15 protein-coding genes are annotated in these 25,430 nt (G+C 35.6%); 4 read left to right on the top strand and 11 right to left on the bottom strand.

What is annotated here, in order from left to right; translation table 11 throughout:
* Positions 1–102 precede the first annotated feature (102 nt).
* From metQ to RT99_RS21485, 6 genes are all read right to left on the bottom strand, one after another.
* Positions 103–921: a methionine ABC transporter substrate-binding lipoprotein MetQ gene (gene metQ, locus RT99_RS21510; protein WP_042566805.1), complete on the bottom strand. Its 819-nt coding sequence runs from the start codon at positions 919–921 to the stop codon at positions 103–105.
* Positions 922–1,133: 212 nt separating this feature from the next.
* Positions 1,134–1,787, bottom strand: a complete 654-nt coding sequence (gene metI, locus RT99_RS21505; RefSeq protein ID WP_042566804.1) for a methionine ABC transporter permease MetI — start codon at positions 1,785–1,787, stop codon at positions 1,134–1,136.
* Positions 1,780–2,811, bottom strand: coding sequence for a methionine ABC transporter ATP-binding protein MetN (metN, locus tag RT99_RS21500; RefSeq protein ID WP_042566803.1), 1,032 nt, complete (start codon positions 2,809–2,811; stop codon positions 1,780–1,782). The genes metI and metN overlap by 8 nt, the downstream gene beginning before the upstream one ends.
* A 437-nt stretch (positions 2,812–3,248) precedes the next feature.
* Positions 3,249–3,728: a PPC domain-containing DNA-binding protein gene (locus tag RT99_RS21495; protein WP_089075980.1), complete on the bottom strand. Its 480-nt coding sequence runs from the start codon at positions 3,726–3,728 to the stop codon at positions 3,249–3,251.
* Between the two features lie 176 nt (positions 3,729–3,904).
* Positions 3,905–4,120 (bottom strand): hypothetical protein, encoded by a 216-nt coding sequence (locus RT99_RS21490; RefSeq protein ID WP_042566801.1) that lies wholly within the window; start codon positions 4,118–4,120, stop codon positions 3,905–3,907.
* Between the two features lie 271 nt (positions 4,121–4,391).
* Positions 4,392–5,624 carry a PQQ-dependent sugar dehydrogenase gene (locus tag RT99_RS21485; RefSeq protein WP_042566800.1) on the bottom strand — a complete coding sequence of 411 codons (1,233 nt, stop codon included), beginning with the start codon at positions 5,622–5,624 and terminating at the stop codon, positions 4,392–4,394.
* A 555-nt stretch (positions 5,625–6,179) separates the two neighbouring features.
* Between RT99_RS21485 and RT99_RS21480 the strand changes: the two genes are divergently transcribed.
* Genes RT99_RS21480 through RT99_RS21465 form a run of 4 tightly spaced genes read left to right on the top strand, consistent with a single transcriptional unit; the run spans position 6,180 to position 14,404 of the window.
* On the top strand, positions 6,180–6,767 hold the full coding sequence (locus RT99_RS21480; RefSeq protein ID WP_042566799.1) for a phage tail protein: 588 nt from the start codon (positions 6,180–6,182) through the stop codon (positions 6,765–6,767).
* A gap of 51 nt (positions 6,768–6,818) precedes the next feature.
* Positions 6,819–7,955, top strand: a complete 1,137-nt coding sequence (locus RT99_RS21475) for an ABC transporter substrate-binding protein (protein WP_042566798.1) — start codon at positions 6,819–6,821, stop codon at positions 7,953–7,955.
* Positions 7,956–7,971: 16 nt separating this feature from the next.
* Positions 7,972–13,503: a T9SS type A sorting domain-containing protein gene (locus tag RT99_RS24850; RefSeq protein WP_165587220.1), complete on the top strand. Its 5,532-nt coding sequence runs from the start codon at positions 7,972–7,974 to the stop codon at positions 13,501–13,503.
* 52 nt (positions 13,504–13,555) lie between these two features.
* A complete protein-coding gene (locus RT99_RS21465; RefSeq protein WP_042566797.1) occupies positions 13,556–14,404 on the top strand; it encodes an outer membrane beta-barrel protein in 849 nt (282 codons plus the stop codon).
* Positions 14,405–14,870: 466 nt separating this feature from the next.
* Here the strand turns inward: RT99_RS21465 and RT99_RS21460 are convergent, their stop codons facing one another.
* The 5 genes from RT99_RS21460 to RT99_RS21440 form a co-directional block, all read right to left on the bottom strand.
* Positions 14,871–17,267, bottom strand: a complete 2,397-nt coding sequence (locus RT99_RS21460; RefSeq protein ID WP_042566796.1) for a TonB-dependent receptor — start codon at positions 17,265–17,267, stop codon at positions 14,871–14,873.
* Positions 17,268–17,439: 172 nt separating this feature from the next.
* Entirely contained in the window at positions 17,440–18,936 is a 1,497-nt protein-coding gene (locus RT99_RS21455) for an aminotransferase class V-fold PLP-dependent enzyme (RefSeq protein WP_042566795.1), read from the bottom strand.
* A gap of 22 nt (positions 18,937–18,958) precedes the next feature.
* Complete coding sequence (locus tag RT99_RS21450) at positions 18,959–20,923, bottom strand: cytochrome c biogenesis protein CcdA (RefSeq protein WP_042566794.1); 1,965 nt, start codon at positions 20,921–20,923, stop codon at positions 18,959–18,961.
* 450 nt (positions 20,924–21,373) lie between these two features.
* Positions 21,374–24,166, bottom strand: coding sequence for a pitrilysin family protein (locus tag RT99_RS21445; RefSeq protein WP_042566793.1), 2,793 nt, complete (start codon positions 24,164–24,166; stop codon positions 21,374–21,376).
* Between the two features lie 89 nt (positions 24,167–24,255).
* On the bottom strand, positions 24,256–25,395 hold the full coding sequence (locus RT99_RS21440) for a TlpA disulfide reductase family protein (RefSeq protein ID WP_042566792.1): 1,140 nt from the start codon (positions 25,393–25,395) through the stop codon (positions 24,256–24,258).
* Positions 25,396–25,430: the final 35 nt, after the last annotated feature.

Here is a 25,430-nt window from a genome sequence, read left to right as displayed (position 1 = left end):
TTTATTCTATAAATTGATGATCAAATATAGTATTAATAAAAAGAAAAAGCGCTAAACCAAAAGATTAGCGCTTCCTTATTTAGAAATGTGATACAATTTATATTACCATCCTTTTACAGCTCCGCCCTTAAATTCGCGAACAGCTGCTTTTTCTACTTCAACAGATTGAAAAGCTTTTAAAAATTGCTTTACTTTTTCTTCGTTTTTATTGTCTTCTCTGCTTACTACAAGATTTACATAAGGAGAATCTTTGTCTTCAACAAACAAAGCATCGGTTGCCGGAACTAAACCTGCCTGAGATGCAAAAGTATTGTTGATAATGGCAATCGTTACATTTTCGTCATCTAAAGCTCTTGGCAATTGTGGCGCTTCTAACTCTAATATTTTCAGGTTTTTAGGATTTTCTGTAATGTCGGTTACTTTTGGAAGCAAACCAACGCCATCGCGAAGTTTCAACAAACCGTTTTTCTGCAAAAGCAATAAAGAACGTCCACCGTTTGTTGGATCATTCGGAATAATGATGGTGCTTTCGTTTTTCAATTCAGAAAGGTTTTTGATTTTTTTGGAATATCCTGCAATTGGGTAAATGAATGTTTTTCCGATGATAGCCAGTTTGTAACCTCTTTGTTTTGATTGCTCATCAAGATATGGTTTATGCTGAAATGCATTGGCATCGATATCTCCCTGGCTTAAAGCTTCGTTTGGAATCACATAATCGTTGAAGGAAACCAATTCTACTTCAAGACCGTATTTTTCTTTGGCTACTTTTTTAGCTTCTTCTGCCACTTTATATTCCGGTCCGGTTGCAACTCCTACTTTTATAAAATGCGGATCGTTGTTTTTGCTTTTTCCGCAATTTACCAATGAAAGTGACAAGGTTAAAACGGCGATTGTTTTTAAAAAATTATTTTTAGTAATCATGTTTTTTATTTTTATAATTAATATTTATGTATTGTAGAATTTGCCACAAAGTCGCAAAGACACTAAGTTTTTCACGCAGATTTAAAAAGATTTAAGCTGATGAACGCAGATTATTTAATTCAAATCTGCTCAAATCTTTTTAAATCTGCGTGAAACAAAATTATTGACTTAAATAAAAACTTTGTGTCTTTGTGTCTTTGTGGCAACTTTATCTATCTATGATCGAAGCGTTTTGATAATGTATCGCCCGCAAACTGAATCAGGAATACCAAAAGTACCAGCAATGCCAATACCGAATTCATCGTTACGGCATCATAACCAATATACCCATATTGATAACCAACCTGCCCTAAACCGCCTGCTCCAACTGCTCCACCCATTGCAGAATATCCAACAAGTGTAATTAAGGTAATTGATGCTGCATTTATTAACGATGGCAAAGCTTCGGGAAGCAATACTTTGTAAACAATTTGAAAAGGTGTTGCGCCCAATGCTCTTGCCGCTTCTATTAATCCTGATGGTAAACCCAGTAAACTATTTTCTACAAGACGGGCAATAAACGGTGCTGCGCCAATACTTAAAGGAACTAATGCGGCACTTACGCCAATGGAAGTTCCTACAAGTGCGCGTGTAAACGGAATCATCCAGACGATTAATATGATAAATGGAATGGATCGGAAAATATTAACCAAAACTGATAAACTTCTGTTTAAAACAGGCTGATCTAATATTTGATTTTTTCGGGTAAGGAAAAGTAAAATTCCTGTTGGAAGCCCTAACGCAAAACCAAAAAATCCTGACACGAAGGTCATTACAATGGTTTCCCAGGTTCCTTTTACTAATAATTCAATAATTGCTTCAGACATAACCTATGATTTCTGTTTTAATATGTTTTGAAATAAAATAATCAATTGCCGCCTGGTAATTTTCGCGTTTACCGGATAATTCGATCAGCATAACCCCAAAATTAACTTCACCGGCCTGATCCATTTGTGCAGAAATGATTTTGAAATCGGTATCAAATAATCTCGAAACTTCTGAAATAACAGGTTCATTTACCGATTTACCGGTCATTTCAAGTCGCAACAGCGGGTTTAAAGTTCCGTTATCTTCTTTTTGAAGTTTGTCCTGATATACGGACGGAACATCAAGATGTAAGGAAGAAGCGATAAACTCTTTTGTTAATTCATGTTTCGGATCGGCAAAAATTTCACCAACACTTCCCTGCTCTATCAATTCTCCGTGACTAATTACGGCAACCTCATCGCAAATTGATTTCACCACTTCCATTTGGTGTGTAATTAGTAGAACTGTAATGTTTAAACGACGGTTGATGTCTTTTAACAACTCTAAAATTGATCTTGTAGTTGCAGGATCCAATGCACTTGTGGCTTCGTCGCACAAAAGTACTTTTGGGTTGTTTGCCAAAGTTCTGGCAATAGCCACTCTTTGTTTTTGTCCTCCTGAAAGACTTGCCGGATAATCGTTTGCTTTTTCTCTTAAACCCACCAATTGCAATAATTCGAGAACACGCGTTTCAATAGCTGCTTTTGAAGTTCCGACTAATTCTAACGGAAAAGCAACATTTTCGAAAACTGTTCTTGATGAAAGTAAATTGAAATGCTGAAAAATCATTCCAATTTGTCTTCTTTCAATTGCCAATTGAGAATTTGATAATTGCATCAGCGATTTTCCGTCGACGATAATTTCTCCGGAAGTTGGTCTTTCCAGTAAATTTACACATCGAATCAATGTGCTTTTTCCTGCTCCTGAAGTACCAATTACACCAAATATTTTTCCCGGCGGAACTTTAAGTGAAACATCAGCCAAAGCAGTAACAATTCTGTTTTTCTGATGAAACGTTTTGGTAACATTTTTTAATTCAATCATTATTTAATTCAAATTAATTTGCGTTGTAAATGTCTTTTTACCGCAAAGAGCGCTATGTCATTCGCAAGGTTCGCAAAGTTTTTTTTATAAGCTTTGCGAACCTTGCGGTTTTTCTTTGCGCGCTTTGCGGTAAAATTTTAAAACAAAAAAACCTTTCAACGATTATGAAAGGCTTTTGTAATAAATCATATTATTTTTTTATATAAGCCAGACATTTTATTGCATAACAGCATCACAACACATCATCATGTTATGGCTATAATGGCTAAAATTCTGGATCTCGTTTTTCATTGCTGCGGCAAATTTAAAGAGATAATTTGAATTTGAATGCATAAAAACGTAAAACTTTTTAAACCCTATCAATATAATAGACTAATTACAGAATTGAGTAATATTTGCTAAATATTTAACAGAATAATTTTAAGGTTTTCAATTAATTATTGATTACAATTTAATTGTAAAACATTGGCTCCTAAAGGCTGTTCGAGTTTGCGTTCTAATTTTTCATTATGAATGGTAATATAAATTTCCATTGAGCCTGTTCCTACTTTTAAAGCCAGAATATGTCCGCCATAAGCATCAAACTTATCATCGGTTGCTACGCCATGAACGTGAATGGATGGTTTTTCTTCTTTCCAGGCGATTGATCCGGTTAAACTTCCCATTTCGACTTTATTGAAGGTTTTTGGATTGAATTTCTTTGCATTAAAATCATAAAAACCAAAAGTAGCATCGCTTGCAAAACCAATTCCGGTAAAGTTGGCTGAGGGGATTTGTTTTTCTTTTGCTAAATTTTCAAGGTTAGCCAAAACATCATCTCCTTCTCTTAAAACCATTAAATAACCATAATCTGTTTTTGTATAGCGACATTTTTCGTTATCTGCTTTTTCTTGCGTATGTGCTGCAAGTAGTGCCATACCTATTATTAATATAGCGAATATTGTGAATATTATTGTTTTTGGTGATAAGTTCATATGGTGAATTTTTAAACAAAACCTGCAGTAATTATTACTGCAGGTTTTTCTGAATCAATAACTAACATTATAAATAAATTGAATCAATACATAGATTTATTAATCTATTTGCTGTTTTCCTATTTCGGAGTTGTAGTTGCTGTTGTGTCTTTTACAGCTGTTGTGTCAGTAGGTACCATTGTAGTATCTACTGCGGCGGCATTGATACTATCAACTGTAGTGTCTGTTGAATCGTACGTTGAATCTGCCGGGACAGTGTCTGTCTTTTTGCATGAAAATGCAAGTCCTGCTAAAATAACAAGTAAGGCAACTTTGGATTTGATAAGTGTTTTCATAATAATACAGTTTTTTATTGATAACTAATTATTTCAAATTTAAACCTTAACAGATATAAATTCTTACATAATTATTTTTAGTTTTTACAAAATATTACATGTAAAAAACTAAAAAGCAACAAGTTAAGCAAGTAAATAAGACCTTAGTTTTTAGATTGCAATACAATATTGCCTCCTTTATTAAAACTATTTACTAGTGAGTTTCAAATAAAAAAAAGGTGCATTACTGCACCTTATCATGTTTATTAAAAAAAATCGTGAATCTTCCGGACTATTTTTTATCAATTTTATAGAGTCTTCCACCATCTGTAACGGCGTATAAAGCTCCGTCACTTCCCTGGGTTACATCTCTAAATCTTTGACCTTCGCTGGCAAGCAATCTTTCTTCGCCAATTACTTTATTATCTCTAATGGCAAGACGAATAATATGTGTTGCGCTTAATGAACCGATGAACAAATTGTTTTCCCATTCTGGTACACGGTTTCCTGTGTAAAAAGTCATACCACTTGGAGACACAACAGGATCCCAGTAATAAACAGGTTGTTCTAAACCATCTTGTTTTTGAATTCCGGCTCCAATTTTCTCTCCGCTGTATTCAATTCCATATGTTATTGTTGGCCATCCATAATTAGCTCCTCCTTTAAGGCGATTAATTTCGTCACCTCCACGTGGTCCGTGTTCACTTTCCCAAATGTCACCTGTAACCGGGTGAAGTGCTAAGCCTTGTGGATTTCTATGTCCGATAGAATATAATTCTGGTAATGCACCGCTTTGACTAAAAGTTGGATTGCCTGATGCTGCCTGACCATCTTTTGTTATTCTAACTACTTTACCAAGACCTCCAGTTACGGATTGAGCCAATGGTCTGGTTTCAAGAACAGAACGTTCTCCGGTACTAACTACCAGATTTCCTGTTTTATCAAAAAGAATTCTTCCTCCATAATGAAGCGTACTTGGGTTTGCAGGATTCGCATGATAAATTACCGTAGCGCCTTCTATTGTTTTTTCGTCATTTGCTAATCTTCCTTTGGCAACTGATGTTTGATTTCCTCCTGTTACTGCTTCTGAGAAAACCCAATAAATCATTCTGTTTGTAGTAAAATCAGGATCGAGCACTAAACCTAATAATCCGCCTTGTCCTGCAGGATTTACAGCCGGAGCTCCGGTAATAGCGGCACTAACTACTCCTTCTTTAGTTACAATTCGAAAGGTTCCTCCTTTTTCGGTTACTAATAATCTGCCATCAGGAAGGCTTTTTACACCCCATGGAGCTGTTAAGTTTGTTGTAATCACTTTTCCTTCATAAGGAGTATTTGTCTGCACACCATTAATACGGGTCTGACCTGTAAATGCAGGAGCATAAGTTGTGTTAGGGGTTTCTGTTTCTACCGGATTTGTGATTGTACCGGGATCAGTATGTGGAATTTTGTCATCGTTTGAACAACTCGTAAGAGCTAATAATGCACCCGCAAGGATAGCAAAAATGTAATGAATTTTTTTCATGGTATTTGGGAGTTTAAAAATTAAAAAAGGTTTATATATAAATAGGTTAACACTAATTGAATAAGAATTTTACTTCATTTTCTTTTCGTCGGTTCAAATTTCTTAACTTTATGAATATAAAATCTTACATAATTTAACGCAAAACTTATACAATTAATTGTTTGATCTGAAATAAACCTACAAATCAATAAGCCAAACAAATTTAATTGTGACACTAAAAATTAATTTCATGACAGTAAATTCCTGTTCCATGACATATTAATCTGGTGATGGGTATGAGATATTTACTTTTAATCTGAAAAAATAAATTATTCATATTAATAAAGAGTAAACGAATATCATTTGACAAAAAAGTGAAGAATTATTCAGTTTTCTGTAAAAAAATAAGTAAAAACTCTCTTTTTTGAAGCAAAAACAGGTATAAACACCTGTTTATTAAATAGATATAAAAAGTAACTTAGCATTATACTAAAAAACTGTCAAATCTATCTTTTACTATAGAGATAAGACGACAAAACCAAAACTAAATTTATTAACTATCTAATTTTTAAAACCATGGAAGAATACATTGCGACTATCAAAGCTTTTGCTTTTAATTTTGCACCAAGAGGCTGGGCATTTTGTAACGGACAAATCATGTCAATAGCACAAAACACAGCACTTTTTTCGTTAATCGGAACAACTTATGGCGGTAATGGCCAAACAACATTTGCTTTGCCTGATCTAAGAGGCAGATCTATTGTACACCCTGGACAAGGGCCTGGATTAAGTAATATTAACTATGGAGAAGTAAGCGGAACTGAAAACGTTACTTTAACAATAAACAATATGCCTGCTCACGGACATGTTATTCCTGCATTGGGTCTTACTGCTGTTACAACTATTAACGCATTAAGCGGCGGTACAGTTAGTAATGAAACTGATGGCGGCAACAATTCATTTTCAAGTGGAGGCTCTACAGCAAATGTCTATAGTGAGCCAGGAGGTACTGCTACACCTATTAAAGGAGCAACTACAACCGGAACAACTGCAGTAGGTACTACTGGTATTGCAGGAGCAAATAATCCATTTAGTTTAAGAAATCCTTATTTGGGAGTTTACATGAGCATTTGTTTAGAAGGTATTTTTCCTTCCAGAAATTAATAAATATGAAACAGAGGTATCTATTGCCTCTGTTTTTTTTAATCTCATTTTATGGATAACGACATCAAAGTAGGAATTTTAATTCCAAAATCGCAACAGTATCCTACATTAGATAAAGATTTTATACGAGGCTTAAAACTTAATAATCTCAAAGTAAAATTTTTTGTGGAGAGTATTGGTATTGGTTCCAGCGAGAAAGTAATAATTGAGAAAATACAAAAATTAAATTTTCAGGAAGAAGTATCAGTTATCATTGGCTTTTTTGGTCATAATAATATAATGGAGGTTTATAATTATGCCTCACAAAATGATATTTTATTACTGGCTGCAGATCTTGGCGCGACATTACCTTATGAAACCACCACACCAAAAGGAGTTTACATTAATTCGTTTGGATTAACGGAATCCTGTTATCATTTAGGCGGTTATTTAACAGACAAAAAATTGCGAAAAATTGCAACAGCCAGTTCTTTTTATGATTCAGGTTACGGTATGCTGTCGGCAATTGAATATGCTTTTCAGGAAAAGGCAAATTTTTCAGGACATTATATTACTCCTTTTGTTCCCCGGGAAGATGAATCTTCACAAATGGATCAATCTATAAATGCTCAGGAGCCTGATGCTGTTTTTGCTTTTTATAGTGGTTTATATGCTCAGGAAAATGCTGATTTTATAAGTCAAAATAAAATTACTCAAAAGTATCCGTTTTATGTTACTCCGTTTTTTATCAATGATAAAATTCTGGATGATTATAAAAATGACCCTCACGAACTTTATGTAGTAAGTTCCTGGATGCAAAATGATAGTGATGCTGTAGATTTTACTATCGAATATAAAAAAGCATATGCAGAGAATCCGTCGGTTTTTTCTATTCTGGGGTACGAAAACGGACTGATTTTAAAGAACATTCTTCTTAATACTGATAACAATCTTAGTATTGATTTTTTAATTGAGGAGATGAACAAATTAAATATTGCCGGACCAAGAGGAAATATTCGATTTGATAAGGACACCAACAGAACCATATTTAATCATTACATCTATGAATTAAATATTGATTCTCTTAATACTATAAGCTTTAAAAAAATTGAAACATTGATAAATGACGGACATTTTATTAAGGCTTCTACTTCATTTACTAAGCCAGATAAAATAGGCGGCTGGCACAATGCTTATCTATGTCATTAAACTAACATTATCTATTATGAAAAAAAAATTACTATTATTCATTATGCTCTTATGTACATTTTTTGTGCATCAAAATGCAAAGTCACAGACTTTAGCAGCGGGCGATATAGCTTTCATTGGCTACAATACCAGTCCTCTGGATGGCTTTTCTTTTATTACATTAAAAGATATACCTGCAGGTACAGTAATCTATTTTACTGAACGTGGATGGGGTAACGGAACCTGGGTAGCAGGAAGTAACGAAAGCCATTTACAGTGGATTGTGCCCGGACCAGGACCAACTCCTGTAGGGACAGTTGTATCTGTAATGGAAACGGCTGATGATACATTTACAGTAACAGGAACAACGGGCATTGGTTATGCTCCTGGTTTTACTGGTTTTAATCTTTCTGCCGGTGACCAGATTTTGGCTTACCAGTCAGCAAGTGGTGTTTTGCCTATTTTACCAAATCTGCCCACTTTTATTGCAGGTATTCATGGAGAATATAATTCTGCTGATTATGATGCTACAACCAAATGGAATCTTTCAACTACAAGTGGAGGTCCCGGAAGTGCTCAGCCATTAGGTTTAACCAATGGTTTAAATTGTATTTCTTTATTTCCGGCACCTGGTCCTGAAGTTGCAAATAGCAAATTTACCGGAACATTAACTGGTACTGCTCTCGATATAATGACAAGTATTAATACCTATACAAATTGGTCTCATAACGGCACAGTAAATTATACTATAACTCCTGTAAGTTACCCTACTCCGGCAATTACTACCGCAGTCGCACCAACAGTTACAACTACCGCAGCCGGAACTATTAAATCTGTTTCTGCAACACTTGGAGGTGCGGTAACTGCAGATGGTGGTGATGCTAGTATTGTAAGAGGAATAGTTTGGGCTACAACAGCAAATCCTGTTATTGTTACAAATAATACTGTTCAAATTGGAAATGGTACAGGAACATTTTCAAATGTTATAACAGGACTTCCTCCTGCTACAACTATTCATTTTAGAGCTTATGCAACAAATAGTGGAGGTACCGGTTACGGAAGTGATTTAACCTTTACTACAGGAGCGGCTTTGAGTACCTCATCAACTCCACAAACAAATATTAGCTGTAATGGCGGTACTAATGGTTCTGCCTCTGTGGTAGTAACTGGCGGTACTACTCCTTATACTTATGCATGGTCTCCATCCGGAGGTACAAATGCAGCAGCAACAGGACTTGGTGTTGGCTCATATACGGTAACCATTACAGATGGTGAATCGACACAAATTACAAGAACTTTTAATATAACACAGCCGCCAGTACTTAACGGAACTCCGGCGACCACTCAAGTGGCCTGTTTTGGAGGATCTAATGGCGTTGCAAGTGTTACAGCATCCGGAGGTACTCCCGGATATACTTATTTATGGAATACAGGAGCAACAACTTCTGCTATTACCGGACTTACCGCTGGAACTTATAGTGTGACAATTACAGATGCGAATGCATGTACAAAACTTGTAAGTAATATTATAGTAGCACAGCCATCGGTTTTATCAGCTTCTCAAGGCACAATAACTAATGTAAGCTGTAATGGAGGTGCTAACGGATCTGCAACTGTTACAGCTACAGGAGGCGCAGGAGGATATACGTATTCATGGTCTCCATCTGGAGGAACGGCTGCTACAGCATCGGGACTTTCTCAGGGAAATTATACGGTTACGATTACAGATGCTAACTCATGTCAGGTAACTCAAAATTTTGCAATCTCACAACCTACTCCATTTTCTGTAACAACTTCACAAACTGATATATTGTGTAATGGAGCTGCAACAGGATCGGCAAGTGTAAATGTAACAGGCGGAACTGGTGCTTATACCTATTCATGGTCGCCATCTGGCGGAACTGCTGCAACTGCAACAGGACTTACAGCGGGAACTTATACGGTTACAATTAGAGATGCTAATCTGTGTCAGACTACAAGAACTTTTACAATCAATCAGCCAAGTGCATTGATAGCTACACCGAGTGCACAGACAAATATTGGATGTCGTGGTGAGGCTACAGGATCTGCAACGGTAAATGTAACTGGTGGAACTCCGGGATATACTTATTCATGGGCGCCATCTGGAGGAACTGCTGCAACAGCAACAGGGCTTACAGCAGGAACTTATACAGTTACGGTTACGGATGCTAACGGATGTATAGCAACACAAACTTTTTCAATTACTCAACCGGCAGCAATTTTATCTGCCACTACCGCAACAGTTGGTGTTAGTTGTTTTGGAGGAACTAATGGATCTGCTTCTGTAACAGTTTCAGGTGGAACATCAGGATATACTTATTCATGGGCGCCTCTTGGTGGTACTACAGCAACTATTACAGGACGACCTGCCGGAAATTATACCTGCACAATTACAGATGCAAATGGCTGTACATTAGTTAAAAACTTAACAATAAACACACCTCCTCTATTTTCGGCAACTGCAGTAAAAACAGATGTTTCATGTAATGGAGGTACGAATGGTACTGCTACTGTAAATGCATCCGGAGGTACTCCGGGTTATACTTATTCATGGTCGCCATCTGGCGGAACTGGTGCAACGGCTTCAGGTCTTGCGGCAGGAACCTATACTGTCACTGTTACAGATGCTAACACATGTCAAACCACTGCAACCGTTACTGTAGGTCAACCTTCAGCTTTAGTAGCCTCAACAGCAAAAACTGATGCACTTTGTAATGGAAGTGCCAGCGGAACGGCATCAGTAATTGTTTCAGGAGGGACAGGAGCATATTCATACATATGGTCACCTTCTGGCGGCACGGCTGGTACAGCAACAGGGTTAGCAGCTGGAAACTACAATTGTTTAATTACAGATGCTAACGGATGTACTTTAACTAAAACCTTTACAATTAATCAGCCTGCAGTCTTAAATGCTACTACAACGCTAATTAATGCAACTTGTACAACTGGAGGTCAGGCAGCCGTAGGGCCTGTAGGTGGTACCTCACCATATAATTATCTATGGTCTCCTTCTGGCGAAACAACGCAAACAGTAACTGGATTAAGCAATGGAAATGTTAGCTGTTTAATTACAGATGCTAACGGATGTACCGTTACAAAAAACTTTACTGTAACCACAACGAATACATTAGTCGCTACAACATCTCAAACAGATATTTTATGTAATGGATCAAGCACAGGAACTGCATCTGTAGTACCTTCTGGTGCTCCTGGTCCGTTTACTTATGTTTGGTCACCTGCCGGAGGAAATGCAGATACAGCAACAGGACTTACTGCAGGAAATTATTCGGTAACAATAACTTCTTCAAATGGCTGTTCAATTGTAAAAAACTTTACAATAACTGAACCTACTGCTTTAACAGTTACACCTTCACAAACAAATATTTCATGTAACGCAGGATCAAACGGATCTGCTTCGGTAATCGTAACAGGCGGAACGGGAGGTTACACTTATTCATGGTCACCATCTGGTGGAACTGCTGCAACTGCATCTGGACTTAGCGCCGGAACTTATACAGTAACGATTACAGATGTTAACTTATGTCAGACAACACAAAGTTTTACATTAACTGAGCCAGCTGCCCTGGCTACTACATTCTCTCAAACAAATGTTTCCTGTAATGGAGGATCTAACGGATCTGCTTCTGTAAGTGCAACAGGCGGAACTGGTGCATATACTTATGTATGGTCTCCATCTGGCGGAACTGCTGCAACAGCATCAGGATTATCTGCAGGTACTTATACTGTAACTGTAACCGATGCTAACCTATGTCAAACTACAGCAACTGTTACTATAACAGAACCTAATATACTTGCAGCAACAACATCACAAGTTAATGTTTCTTGTAATGGACAAAGTGATGGTTCTGCGACAGTAAACGTAAGCGGTGGAACTGGTTCCTATACTTATTCATGGGCTCCATCCGGAGGAACTGCTGCAACAGCAACAGGATTATCTGCAGGAACTTATACTGTAACTGTAACAGATGCAAATAGCTGTACATTAACCGAAACTGTAACCATAACTACAATTCCAGATGTAACGTTACCTGTACCAGATGTAACAAATCTTCCTGATATTACCAATTATTGTTCGGTTTTACCGGCAGAAATTGCTATACCAACAGCAACTGATAATTGTTCAGGAATTATAACTGCTACAACAGCCGATCCTTTAAGTTATACTGCGGTTGGCAATTATGTTATTAACTGGATTTATACTGATGATAGCGGAAATACTGCATCTCAGCAACAAAATATTAATGTAATTGCTTCTCCTTTAGATCAGGTAACTTTTACTGATGCAGAATTCACTTATAATGGAAGTGTTCATACGATAGAAGTTGCTAATCTTCCTGCCGGAGCAAGCGTAGTTTATACCACTACTCCATCAACAGGAACATCAAATGGAGCTGTCGATGCTGGATTTTATACAGTTACTGCAATAGTATCACCTTCTGTAAGTTCGCCAAATTGTTCACCAATTACGCTTACAGCACAGCTTGAAATCAAAAAAGCATCTCAAGAAATTACTTTTGGAGCTTTAGCAGCAAGAATCCTTGGAATTAATAACGATTTCAGTTTAGAAGCTACATCAAATTCAGGTTTACCAATTCGTTATTCGTTTACTTATACATCTGCACTTCCTCCGGCAAACGTCTCTGCGAGTGGTTTAGTGAGTATGATAAGATCAGGACAATTGGTAATTACTGCCCATCAGGATGGTGATGACAACTATTTGCCAGCCGTTTCTGTTTCTCAAATTCTGGTAATTAAAAACAACGATGTTTCGATTACAAGTATCACTATCAATGGTGAAGTGTATAGCGATCCTGCAAAAAATATTACGTATGTAATGGAATGTGGAGAAAACAATCCAAACATCGCTATTTTAAACAGTACAAATGCAACAATAACGCCATCTGCTAATTTTACGGTTCAAACTCCTAAACCGGGAATTTATACACAAAACGTAACCATTACTTCAGAAGATGGAAGCACTACTGCTAACTATACGATCAAAGTAGAAAAACCATTTGGTTTCTATGATATTGTGAAACAAAAATTCAACAATGTACTTCTTGTAAACAACAACCCTCAAACAAATGGCGGTTATGAGTTTACTTCATACCAATGGTTTAAAAATGGGCAATTGATAGGAACCGGTCAATACTATACTGCAGGAAATGATTCTAATAATGTATTGGACCCAACTGCATCATACAGTGTAAAAATGACTACCAAAGATGGAAAAGTACTTCAAACCTGTGGATCGACAATTACAATACAAAATTCATTTCAGGCCAAACTTTATCCTAACCCTGTTGAAGTTGGAAAAGTACTTACCGTAGAAGCCGATTTTCCTGCAGAAGATCTTGCAAACATGCAAATTTCACTTTATTCTGTTTCAGGAAAACTGGTTAAAACAGTTCAGTCATCTTCAGTAATAACTGAAATACAATTACCTGCAACGACTGAAAGCAATATGTATCTCGTAGTTCTTGAAAGTGCGAACATAAAAAAATCATTCAAAGTAATTGTAAAATAAATAAACCCGCCAGTATCAGATAAAAAATGATACTGGCTAATATAACTTTAAGATGAAAAAATATATAAGCAATCCTATAAAATCATTAACCATTGCAGGGCTTTTAATAATTTGCCTGAATAGTTATGGCCAGGATAAAAAACAGGAAATATCAATCTCTGTAGGTGGGCCTTTTTCTTTTCTGAAATATAATTCAGCTGGTGAAACAGTACATGGAAATGGTATTAATGCAGGAATTCGTTATTCGTATTATTTAAACGAAGGTTTAAGTATTGGAATTGGTGTAGAATATCAAACTTATAATTCTGATGCAAAATTTGGTTATTTGGCAGGACAATATATGACTACAGATGCCGAAGATGAAAATTTTCAGTTCAGATATAAAGCAACAAATCTAAGAGAAGAGCAAAAATTGGGTTACATTAATATTCCGATAGGCATTCAATTTGAAACTCCCGGAACATCACAATTGTATGTTGCAGCAGGAGCAAAAATTGGATTTGCAACAAGCGGAACTTACGAAACCAAAATGCAAAATCTAACTACAAGCGGTTATTATCCGCAATATAATGTAGAATTATTTAGTCCTGCATTTGCCGGTTTTGCCAGCACAGATAATGTTACAGCCAACAAACAGGATATTGATACAGATGTATCTTATTCTGCCACTTTTGAAACTGGGTTAAAGCAAAAAATCGGAGACAGAAGCGCAATCTACATCGGTGTTTATTTAGATTACGGCCTAAATAATATCTATGATAAAAACAATAATAAAAACCTGGTTCAATACAATCCTGAATTGCCCGTGCAATTACAATATAGCAGCGTATTGGAAACTCCATATGCAAACGATGTGCGACTAGTTTCGTATGGCCTTAAATTACGATTTGCCTTGCGTTAATCTTAATTTAGTTAATTAATGAAGCCGGTTTCTTGGGGGGAAACCGGCTTTGTTTTTTTATTTAAAGGACAAATGTTACAAAGACAAATTTTGTTATTTTCGAATATTCTAATTGAGATAAAATGCAGATTATTGGAATAAATGAATATTTAAAACAAAATAATTCACATATAACATTTTACACAAAACCTATCCACACAACGCATATCGTAGAGGCGCACAGCAGTGCGTCTCCCGCAAAGTAACCTCACAGTTTATAGAAATTTTCAACCTGCAACAAAACAATAATAGTCGAAATAAAAAACATAAACACGAATACCAAATATCTACACAACGCATATCGTAGAGGCGCACAGCAGTGCGTCTCCCGCAAAGTAACCTCACAGTTTATAAAAATTTTCAACCTAGAACAAAACAAAAAAAGCATGCGGTTTCGCATGCTTTTCAATTAGAATTCTAAAAAATATTAGAATTTATAAGTAACACCAACTCTAAAATTTCTCGGAGCTTCTGTTTGCCAGTAATAAGCACTAAGCCATTCATAATAAGATCCACTGTAAAGGTATTTATCCAAAATATTAAACACATTCGCAGTAACTTTTACTTTTCCAATTTCATAAGACAAACCTCCGTCAAGTTTAAAATAGTCCGGCAATCTTTCTGCTCCCGGGCTCCATGTATCAGTTTGACGTCCTGCAAGGAAAGTTCCTCCAATAGAAGCGCCAAATCCTTTAATTTTACCACTTTGAACAGTATAATTTAACCACGCATTTGCGGTATGTTTAGCATATCCCGGAACAACTGAACCTACAGTTAAAATATTAGATTCTGTAACTATTGATTCTGTAAAAGCATAATTCGCGATAAGATTCAGTCCGTCTAATAATTTTCCTCTCACATCAAATTCAAAACCTTCAGCTCTTTTTTCTCCTAATACAATTTTATACGGATCATTTGGACCATTGTTAGGATCTGCAGTAAGTTCATTTTCTTTTATAATTCGGTAAGCTGACAATGAAGTATTCCAGGATCCGTCAAACCAGTCTTTTTTAATACCAAATTCGATATTACTACCAGTAAGAGGTTTCACTTTATCTCCGTTAAGAATAATACCTGATTGAGGTAAAAATGCCTGATCATACAATCCGTAAACCGCCAGATTATCTGTTACAGAAAAACTGATACCCACACGTGGCGTAATATGACTATCCGCCTGAGTTTCTCCCCAACTTGTCTGGCTAATCCAGGTGTATCTTGCCGCAAGAGTTACTCTTAATTTGTTTTCAAAAAATCCTAACTCATCCTGAACATAACCGGCAGCATATTCTGAACTCATAATTCCACCCGCAGCAGCAGCTCTAACACTAAGAGGCGTTGTATGGTCAAAATTTGGAAGTCCGTTTGATGGAGTGCCATAATCTGGGTTATTTACATTAAATGGATCGTCTACTGTATCAAGATCGTGAGCTTGTCCCCAATCTGCCATATAATCTTTACTTGCTAAATCTACACCTCCTAATACTTTATGGGTGATTGGTCCTGTATTAAATTTTCCGTTAAGAAATATTTGTCCCAAATACATATTACTTTCCGCATCCCAAATACCAACATTTCTAATAATTTCACCAGTACCTAAGCTTCCATCAACAGTTGGTCCTACCGTACTTGGCCATGAACTGTATCCTTGTTGCAAATATTTAAAATAAGAAGTTTGTGCTGTAAGTTTCCAATTGTCATCAAACTTATGTTCAAACATCAGGTAACCACTATGATCCTGAATATTAGTATCCGGCAATCCTGGCTGTGTCATTGTAAAATCTACAGGAGTTGTTGCATATCCTCCGGAATCAGCACCAAAAACATAATAAGAACCCACTTCGGTCATATTCGCATACTGAAAATTATATTCAGCAGTTAATTTTGTTTTATCATCAATTTGATATGAAATTACCGGAGCAATTACATAACGGTCATTGTGTTCAAATGGTCTGTGAGAACCTTTCTTTTGTGCAGCTCCGTTAAATCTGTATAATAATTTTCCTTTTTTGTCCAATTTCCCGTCAAGGTCAAGACTTACTCTGTAAAAATCATAACTTCCAACTAATGCAGAAACCTCCCCTTTTGTAATTCCTGTAGGCTTTTTAGTCACTACATTGTAAAGTCCACTTGGATCACCGCTGGAAAGCATAAATCCTGCTGGCCCTTTTACAAATTCAATATGATCTACAAAACTCATATCTTCAGTAAGTGGTCCCCAGAAAGAAGATACCACGTTGAAACCATTACGGAAAGCCTGAATTTGAGAACCACGCATCGTAATATTGGTGTATAAATCTCCCCAATGCTCTAAACGCACAGCACCGCTCACGTTACGAATAACGCCATCGCTCATACTTGTAATTTGTTGGTCTTTTAAGGTTTGACCACTTACAATCTGAATGTTTTGCGGAATTTCAAGTACCGGAGTTTGTAATCTTAAAGATAAAGAAGGCTTATCCTGTTTGTATTTATTTTTTGTAATTACTACTTCATCAAGATCTTCTTTGCTCTCAGAAAGAGAGAAATTTTTAGTTGTTGTCTGCCCTGCAGTTACAACAATATTATCTTCTACAGAATTTATGCCAACTGATTTTATACTAATTGTATAATTTGCCGGCTTTACATTTTTTATTTCGTATTGCCCCTTATCATTGGTAACTGCATTGTATTTTGTTCCTTTAAGACGAACAGTAATATTATCTGCAGGAGTATTTCCGCTAAGGACAATTTTCCCGCTTACTTTTCCCGTTTCCTGTCCTAACATTGTTAATGAGGTCAGAAACAATAAACTAAACAGAATTTTCTTTATGGTTGTGATGTTCATTTTGGTTATGATATTAAAATTTTCTGACAAAAGTAATTGCTAAAATCTTTTTATCCAAATTATTTTTAACCATTCTAAATAAAAACAATGTTTTAATTGTAAATAAACCTTCATAAAAAAAGCGGATGATATTATCTTCATCCGCTTACTGTTCTTGAAATAAAGTGAGTTTTTAAAAAGAAAACCAAAGCTTTACATCCTCACCAATTGTTTCTTCTTTTATTACATTATCAAACTCATTTGTACAAGGATTATATTGATAATCCTTTTGCCATTCTTCATAATTTAGACTTACTTTTTGAATGGCGTCACAAATAAATAAAAGCTCCTCATTTGTCATTGTTGGATGTAATGATATGCGAACCCAACCCGGTTTATCAGTCAAGTTTTTCTGAAGAATTCCGTTTGTAATCGCTTTTGATTTTTCTTTATCAATACCAAATAAATAATGAGCATAAGTACTTGCGCAAGACCAGCCGCCACGAACCTGAATTCCGAAACGATCATTTAAAAGTCGTACTATTAAATTGTAATGAATGTTTTCTATAACAAAAGAAACACAGCCAATTCGCTCTGTTTTTAAATCTCCTAAAAGAGACAAACCGTTTATTTTTTGAAGTTCAGAAAAACAAAGATCCAAAAGCTCTTTTTCACGGTTTTTCATGTTTTCGATTCCCATTTTTTCTTTTAGTTCCAAAGCCAAAGCAGTACGCATAACCTGTAGAAATCCCGGAGTTCCGCCATCTTCTTTAACTTCTATGGCATCACTGTAATGATATTCGCCCCAAGGATTCGTGCATTTTACATTTCCTCCTCCGGGATTATCCGGAAAATTAGACTGATACAGCTTTTCATTAAAAACCAAAACACCGCAAGTTCCGGGACCGCCTAAAAATTTATGTGGCGAAAAGAAAATAGCATCCAGTCCTTCTTGCGGATCTACGGGATGCATATCGATTGAAACATAAGGTGCCGAAGCCGCAAAATCAATAAAACAAAATCCACCGTTTTGATGCATTATTTTCGCCAATTCATGATACGGCGTAATGATTCCCGTGACATTCGAACAAGCGGTAAACGAACCTATTTTTAAACTTCTGTTGGCATATTTTTTTATTTCTTCGGATACTATTTTGGGATCAACTAAATTGTTTTCATCGGCAGGCAAAACCACAACATCTGCTATAGTTTCGTACCACGGAACCTGATTAGAATGATGTTCCATATGTGTGATAAAAACCACTGGCCTTTCATCTTCATGAAGCAGTTGCAGACTATAAATATTATCTGCAGCACGTAAACCCATTATTCGCTGTAGTTTAGATAAAGCAGCTGTCATTCCCGTTCCGGTTGTCACCAAAACATCAGATTCATTGGCATTTACATGTTTTTTAATTAGATCTCTCGCATGATTATAAGCATAAGTTGAAGCTTTTCCCGTTTGACTTGAAAATGAATGTGTATTGGCAATCATGGGGCCAATTTTAGTACACATGATTTGCTCAATCGGAGCGTATAATCTTCCGCTGGCAATCCAATCTGCGTACAACAGTTTTTGTTTTCCGTAAATAGATTCAAAATGATGATTTACGCCAATTGTATTTTCTCTAAATTCAGAAAAATATTCTTCCAGTTGGCTCGTTTCCGGTTTATTCAAAATAGTATTCATTACTTTTATATCTTAAAACAACTTATTTTTTAAAGTTTTTAATTCCCGAATTCAGCCAATTGTAATAATTCTCAATATCAGGATTATAAGCTGATGGTTCTGTTAAATTTGCACTATTATGATCTACAATTACATAAAATGGCTGTGCGTTTGCTTTATAGGTTTTTATTTGTAAATCGCTCCATTTGTTACCAATTGTTTTTATTTTTTTTCCTGTAGTTTCAGATGTATATTGCTCGCTTTCCGGCAGCTCTTTTTTATCATCAACATATAAGGAAATCAAAACCACATCGTTTTTCAAAACGCCCAAAACTTTTGAATCAGACCAAACCAATTCTTCCATTTTTCGGCAATTTACACACGCATAACCTGTAAAATCAAGTAAAACCGGTTTGCCTGTTTTTTCGGCAAACTCCATTCCTTTATCATAATCATGAAAGGTGATAATATCCTGTGGACCGTATTCTGCGCCTTCGGGTAAGCTTTCAGCATTAACTGTTCCTGTATTTTTAGAAAAACCAACTCCGTATGGAGATTCACTGTAATGCATTGGCGGCGGAAAACCACTGATTAATTTTAAAGGTGCTCCAAAAAGCCCGGGAATTAAATAAATAGTAAAACTTAAAACAAGCAATCCTAAACTTAATCTACCAACAGAAATATGATTTAAGGGTGAATCATGAGGAAGTGTAATTTTTCCGAATAAATAAAAAGCCAATGTTCCAAAAACGGCAATCCAAATCGTTAAAAATACTTCTCTTTCCAGCCAATGCAATTGTAAAACCAAATCGGCATTTGATAGAAATTTAAAAGCCAAAGCCAATTCCAGAAATCCTAAAACTACTTTAACAGTATTTAACCATCCGCCGGATTTTGGCAAAGCATTCAGCCAACCCGGAAAAGCGGCAAATAATGAAAAAGGCAATGCAATCGCTATTGAAAATCCTAACATTCCAACAATTGGTGCAATTCCGCCTTTTGAAGCTGCTTCGACCAATAAAGTTCCCACAATTGGTCCGGTACACGAAAATGATACAATTGCCAAAGCTAAAGCCATAAAGAAAATACCAATAAGCCCTCCTCTATCTGCTTGCGAATCGACTTTGTTGGCTAATGCATTGGGCAGCATAATTTCGAAAGCACCCAAAAAAGAAGAGGCAAAAACAACCAATAAAACAAAGAAAATAATATTGAACCAAACATTGGTAGAAAGTGCATTTAGAGAATCGGCACCAAAAACCGCCGTTACAATCGAACCTAATAAAACGTAAATAATTACGATTGAGAACCCGTAAATTAAGGCGTTTCTAATTCCTGCAGCTTTCGTTTTACTTTGTTTTGTAAAATAACTTACTGTCATTGGAATCATTGGAAATACGCAAGGCGTTAACAAAGCCGCAAAACCGGATAAAAATGCTATTATAAAAATGCTCAGTAAACCTTTTGAGTCATTCTTTTTATCAGTATCAATTTTATCTTTTTTTACAGCAACAGTTTCTTTTTTTGCAGTAACAGTTTCATCGGCAGAAGCCACATTCTTAGCATTCGGAATTTTAAATACTAATTCTTCCGAAGACGGTGGCAAACAATTGCTATCATCACAAACCATGAATTCAACTTCAGCCGCAATATTCGAAACAGCATCCGAAGTAAATTTTATTTTTTGTGTAAAAAGTGCTTTATCTTCAAAATATTTAATTTTCATATCGAAGATTTTATCAACTACTTCGTGTCCTTTTTCTTCGGTAGTTTTACCCAATAATTCGAAGTTTTTCTTTTTAAAAGCAAAAGCTGTTGGCGATGGCCCTCCTTCTTCAATATATTGTCCGTACAAATGCCAGCCAGCTTGTATTGTGGCTTCTGCTTTTAAAAGATATTCTTTTTCAGAAATTTTTTCAACTGCTGTACTCCATTTTACGGGATTGTACATTTGTCCAAAAATGCTTCCGCAAAAGAGCAGCATTACTGTTATGATGATATTTTTCATTTGATTATTTGATTTTTTTTCCTGTTTGTGATTTTTTTATATACATAAAACATAGGTTCAAAAAAGGCATAGGTCGCCCTTGCCCGAAATAACAGATCTTAAAAGCTCAGCGAAAAATTTAGATTTTCCGGAAACTTCCAAAATTGAATTTTAAGTCTATGTTTAAAATGTAAAGAAATTGTATTTTTTAAAAGAGCTGTCGGCAAAACAGCTCTTTATGGTCTTTCATAGAAAATGGCTTACTAATTCAGATTCTAAAATGAAAAATGAAAGACTGCTATTAAAATTTATTTTTAGGTTATCCGCATATTGTCATCCCGAGGAACGAGGGATCTCCGCGAGAAGCTCCGCAAACTAAATCGCCAATCTTTGTCGACTTGCTTACGGAGATCCCTCGTTCCTCGGGATGACAAAAATGAGATAATAACTTTGACAAAGTTAAGTTACCCCTTATTGCAAAGGCTTACCATCCTTATCAAGAGACCCAGATTTAATGATAATCATTTTATCTAACTGAATGTATTTCTTAATAGCGTCGTTTACTTCTTTCAACGTTACTTTCTCGATATCTTTTGGATATTGTTCGATATAATTTGGCTCTAAACCTCTTTCGACAAAACTCAAAATCGTTCTGGCCATACCGTTTGTAGTTGACATTCCCACTTTAAAACTTCCAATTAAATTGGTTTTCTTATTCTCTAATTCTGATGCGGTAATTCCGTCTTTTACCCATTTATCAACCTGAACCATAGTGGCATCCAATCCTTTTTGAAACAAAGTTGGGTTGAAAGAGGCATTCACAAACCAATATCCTCCGGTGGTGATATTTCCGCCTAAACCAGACGAAATACTATAAGTTAAACCATCATTATCACGAACAGTCTGCATTAAACGTCCTGCAAAACCGGCTCCTAAAGTGTAATTGGCAATGTAAAACGGAATATAATCTGCGTCGGCTCTTTTTAAACCTGTATATTGCCCAATAAATAATTCAGCGCTTGGTTTTTCAGGAATAGTAACCACTTCTGTTTTTGATGCTGCTTTTTGAGTTTCATTAAACTTCAACGTTTCAGTCACACCGCCATTCCAGTTTTTAAATGATTTTTTTAAAGATGCAGCTAAGTTTGCCCCTTCTGTATCGCCCACAATTACAAAATGCATTGATGCCGGACCAAAATATTTTTTATGAAATGCTTTTACTTCATCAAGCGTTGCATTTTTGATATTGGCTAAATCCTCTTCAACACTTAAACTGTAATTTGGATTTCCTTTTTCATAAATCGCCTGTGATAAAGCAATATCTCCTCTTTCACCCGGATCGTTTAAGTTTTGTTGTGTATTTCCGGTAAATTGCATTTTAAGGTTTTCAAATTCGGTCTTGTCAAATAATGGCGAACGTAATTCTTCTGCCAATAAAACAATAACCTGATCTAAGTCTTTTTTCAAACATTTAAAACCAATATTAATTTTTGTATTTGACGCCCCAATATTAATGTTTACGCCTAATTTTTGAAGTTTTTCTGAGAATTTGAATTTATCATTAAGCGTAGTTCCTTTTGATAACAGGGATGTTGTTAACGAAGGAATCATCGAATTTTTAGTTTCACTGGCGAAGTTTCCTAATGAAATACTTGCTGAAACGGTAACAAAATCTTTGGCAGAAGTTTTTACAGAAACCACATCGATTCCGGCAATTTTTTCTCTTTTATAAGATGAAGCTCCTTTTTCAATTGCATTTTCAACGTTTTCATCAATAGTATTTATTGTGATTTTTTGTTCCGATGAAAGAGCTGAATGAGTTTCTTCTAAATGATTATGATTTGAATCTCTATAATAAAACGGACCATTTTCTGGCATGAAATTCCCTGCTTTTGCCTGATCCTGTCCTTGATTTCCTGATTGTTTCGGAATAAAATATCCTGTTGTACTTTGATCTTCAACTAAATATTTTTGAGCCACACGTTGTACATCGGCAGGCGTTACTTTTTTTAGTCGGTCAACTCCTGTTACAAAATCTGTCCAGTCACCAGAAGCAATTGCTTCATTCAATTCTGATGCTATAACACCAGAACCATCACGTGCTAAAATAGTCTGAGCGCTAATTTTTGCCACAACACGATTTACTTCATCCTGTGTTACGCCTTCTTTTTGAATTTTAGCTACAACCTCACTTATTTTAGCATCAATATCTTCATGTTTTGAGGTTGTTGGAAAACCAACGCCAATGGTAAAAAGTCCCACTTCTTTAAAGTTCGTTGCACTGGCATACGCATAAATTCCCATACGGCTGTCTACAAAAGTCTTGTTTAAAATCGCCGAAGGTCCCGAGCCAATAATTTCACCCAAAATATTTAAAGCCGGTAAATCTTCATGTAAAGCACCCGGAATTTTATAAGCTTTGTTTACAACGCCCAATTCTCCCGGTTTTTTAACTACAATTTTACGAGGCCCATATTGTTGAGGTTCTTCTGTATACGGTTGTGGCATTTTGTTTGGCGCTTTGGTAATTTTACCGAAATATTTCTCAACTAACTGAAAAACATTTTCTTTTTGAAAATCACCAATAATGGTCAAAGTTGCATTATCCGGCCAATAATAGGTGTTATAAAAATTACGTAATACTTCAATTGGTGCTTTTTCAATATCTGATTTCCAACCAATTGTCGAATGATGATACGGGTGTGCAATATATGCCGAAGCCCAGATTTCTTTGTCCAATAAACTATTTGGGTCATTTTCGCCACGTTCAAATTCGTTACGAACTACCGTCATTTCTGCTTCTTTATCTTCTTTTAATAATAAAGAATTACGCATTCTGTCGGCTTCGATTTCTAATGCCAAACCAATTTTATCACTTGGTAAAGTTTCAAAATAATTGGTACGATCGTACCAGGTTGTAGCGTTTAACTGTGCTCCGGTATTTTGAAGAACATCAGTAATTGTATTTCCGTTTTTTTTATTGAAAGCCGTAGTTCCTTTAAACATCAAATGTTCAAGAAGATGCGTTGAACCTGTGTTTCCTAAAACTTCATTTTTAGAACCCACGCGATATACAATTTGAACGGTTGCAACCGGAGATGCATTATCCTGCAAAAGCAAAATATTCATACCGTTTGGTTCATATAAGTATTCTTCGATTCCGCCTAACTCTTTTATTTTCTTAAAGTTAACAGATTTATTTTGCGCTGAAATTAAGGTACAAAACGCTAATGAGCAGTAGCCCAAAAAGATGTGTTTTTTCATTTTTTGTGATTGATATGTTGTTTTTAGATTGAGATAACTTTCTCAAAGTTAAAAACTTTGAGAAAGTTTAACTGCTTATTTTGTATTATTTAAGACTTACTGAAAATTTCTTTCAATTTTGACTGAAGTGCTTCTTCTCTAAGATTTTTGGCAACGATTTTTCCGTCAGGTCCAATTAAATAATTTGTTGGCACTAATTTTACGCCATATAAAACAGCGGCTTCATTCTTCCATCCTTTTAAATCAGAAACATGAGTCCACGTTAAACCATCTTTTTCAATTGCTTTTTCCCAAAGTTTCTTTTTATCATCCAGAGAAACGCCTAAAACATCAAATCCTTTGTCATGATAGGTTTTGTAAGCTACAAGTACATTTGGATTTTCTTTTCGGCATGGACCGCACCAGCTTGCCCAGAAATCTACTAAAACGTATTTTCCTTTGTAATCTGAAAGTTTTACTACTTTTCCGTTTACATCTGTTTGGGAAAATTCCGGAGCAGTTACACCAACAGCGGTTTTATCATTAAGATCAATTGCTTCTTTCAGCTGTTTTCCGTAAACTGATTTTTGTACTTCCGGAGATAAAACAGCGTAATACGTTTTTACCTGTTCCGGAGTTCCGTATGATACAATTCGGTCATTAATTACTAAAGCTGCAGCGATTTTATCTTTGTTTTTTCTGATAAATTTATCAGTTAAACCATCAGCAAAAGTTTGAAGATCTTTCCACTTTTTATCCATCATCGTTTGCTGTTCAGCAGTCAGCTTTACTTTTCCGTTTTGACTTAAAGAATCTGATAATTTGTAAACAGGACCTGCAATACTTTGTATTTTTTTGAATTCATTATCATAAAACGATTTGTAAATATCGTTTTGTACTGCACCGCTTACTTTAGCTTTGAAAATAGAATCTTTTTTGGCTTCAACTTTTATATTTTCATTATCCAAAAGAAAAAAAGCACCATATTCTTCTCCTTTTAATTTAATAGTATGTAATAATGGCTCTGAAACTTTTCCTGTAAATGTAAAAGCTCCGTCTTTATTGATTTGAGCAGAATCTGCTATTGTTTTGTTTCCTTTTTCATCTGTATTTTCCAGATAAACAGTTCCCTTATCTAATCCGGCAATTGTACCGGTAATAGTAAATCCTTCTTCTTTTTTAGAGCATGAAGAAATTGTCGTTATTAGCGCTAAAGCCAATAATCCTGATTTAAAGATTGTACTTTTCATTTTTGATATTTTTGTGTTTATTATTTTTTAATCTA

This window comes from Flavobacterium sp. MEB061, from assembly GCF_000834715.1.
GTDB classification, from domain to species: Bacteria; Bacteroidota; Bacteroidia; order Flavobacteriales; family Flavobacteriaceae; genus Flavobacterium; species Flavobacterium pectinovorum.
Note: the sequence above shows the minus strand (reverse complement) of the source record. Positions and strands in the feature narration are given on the sequence as shown.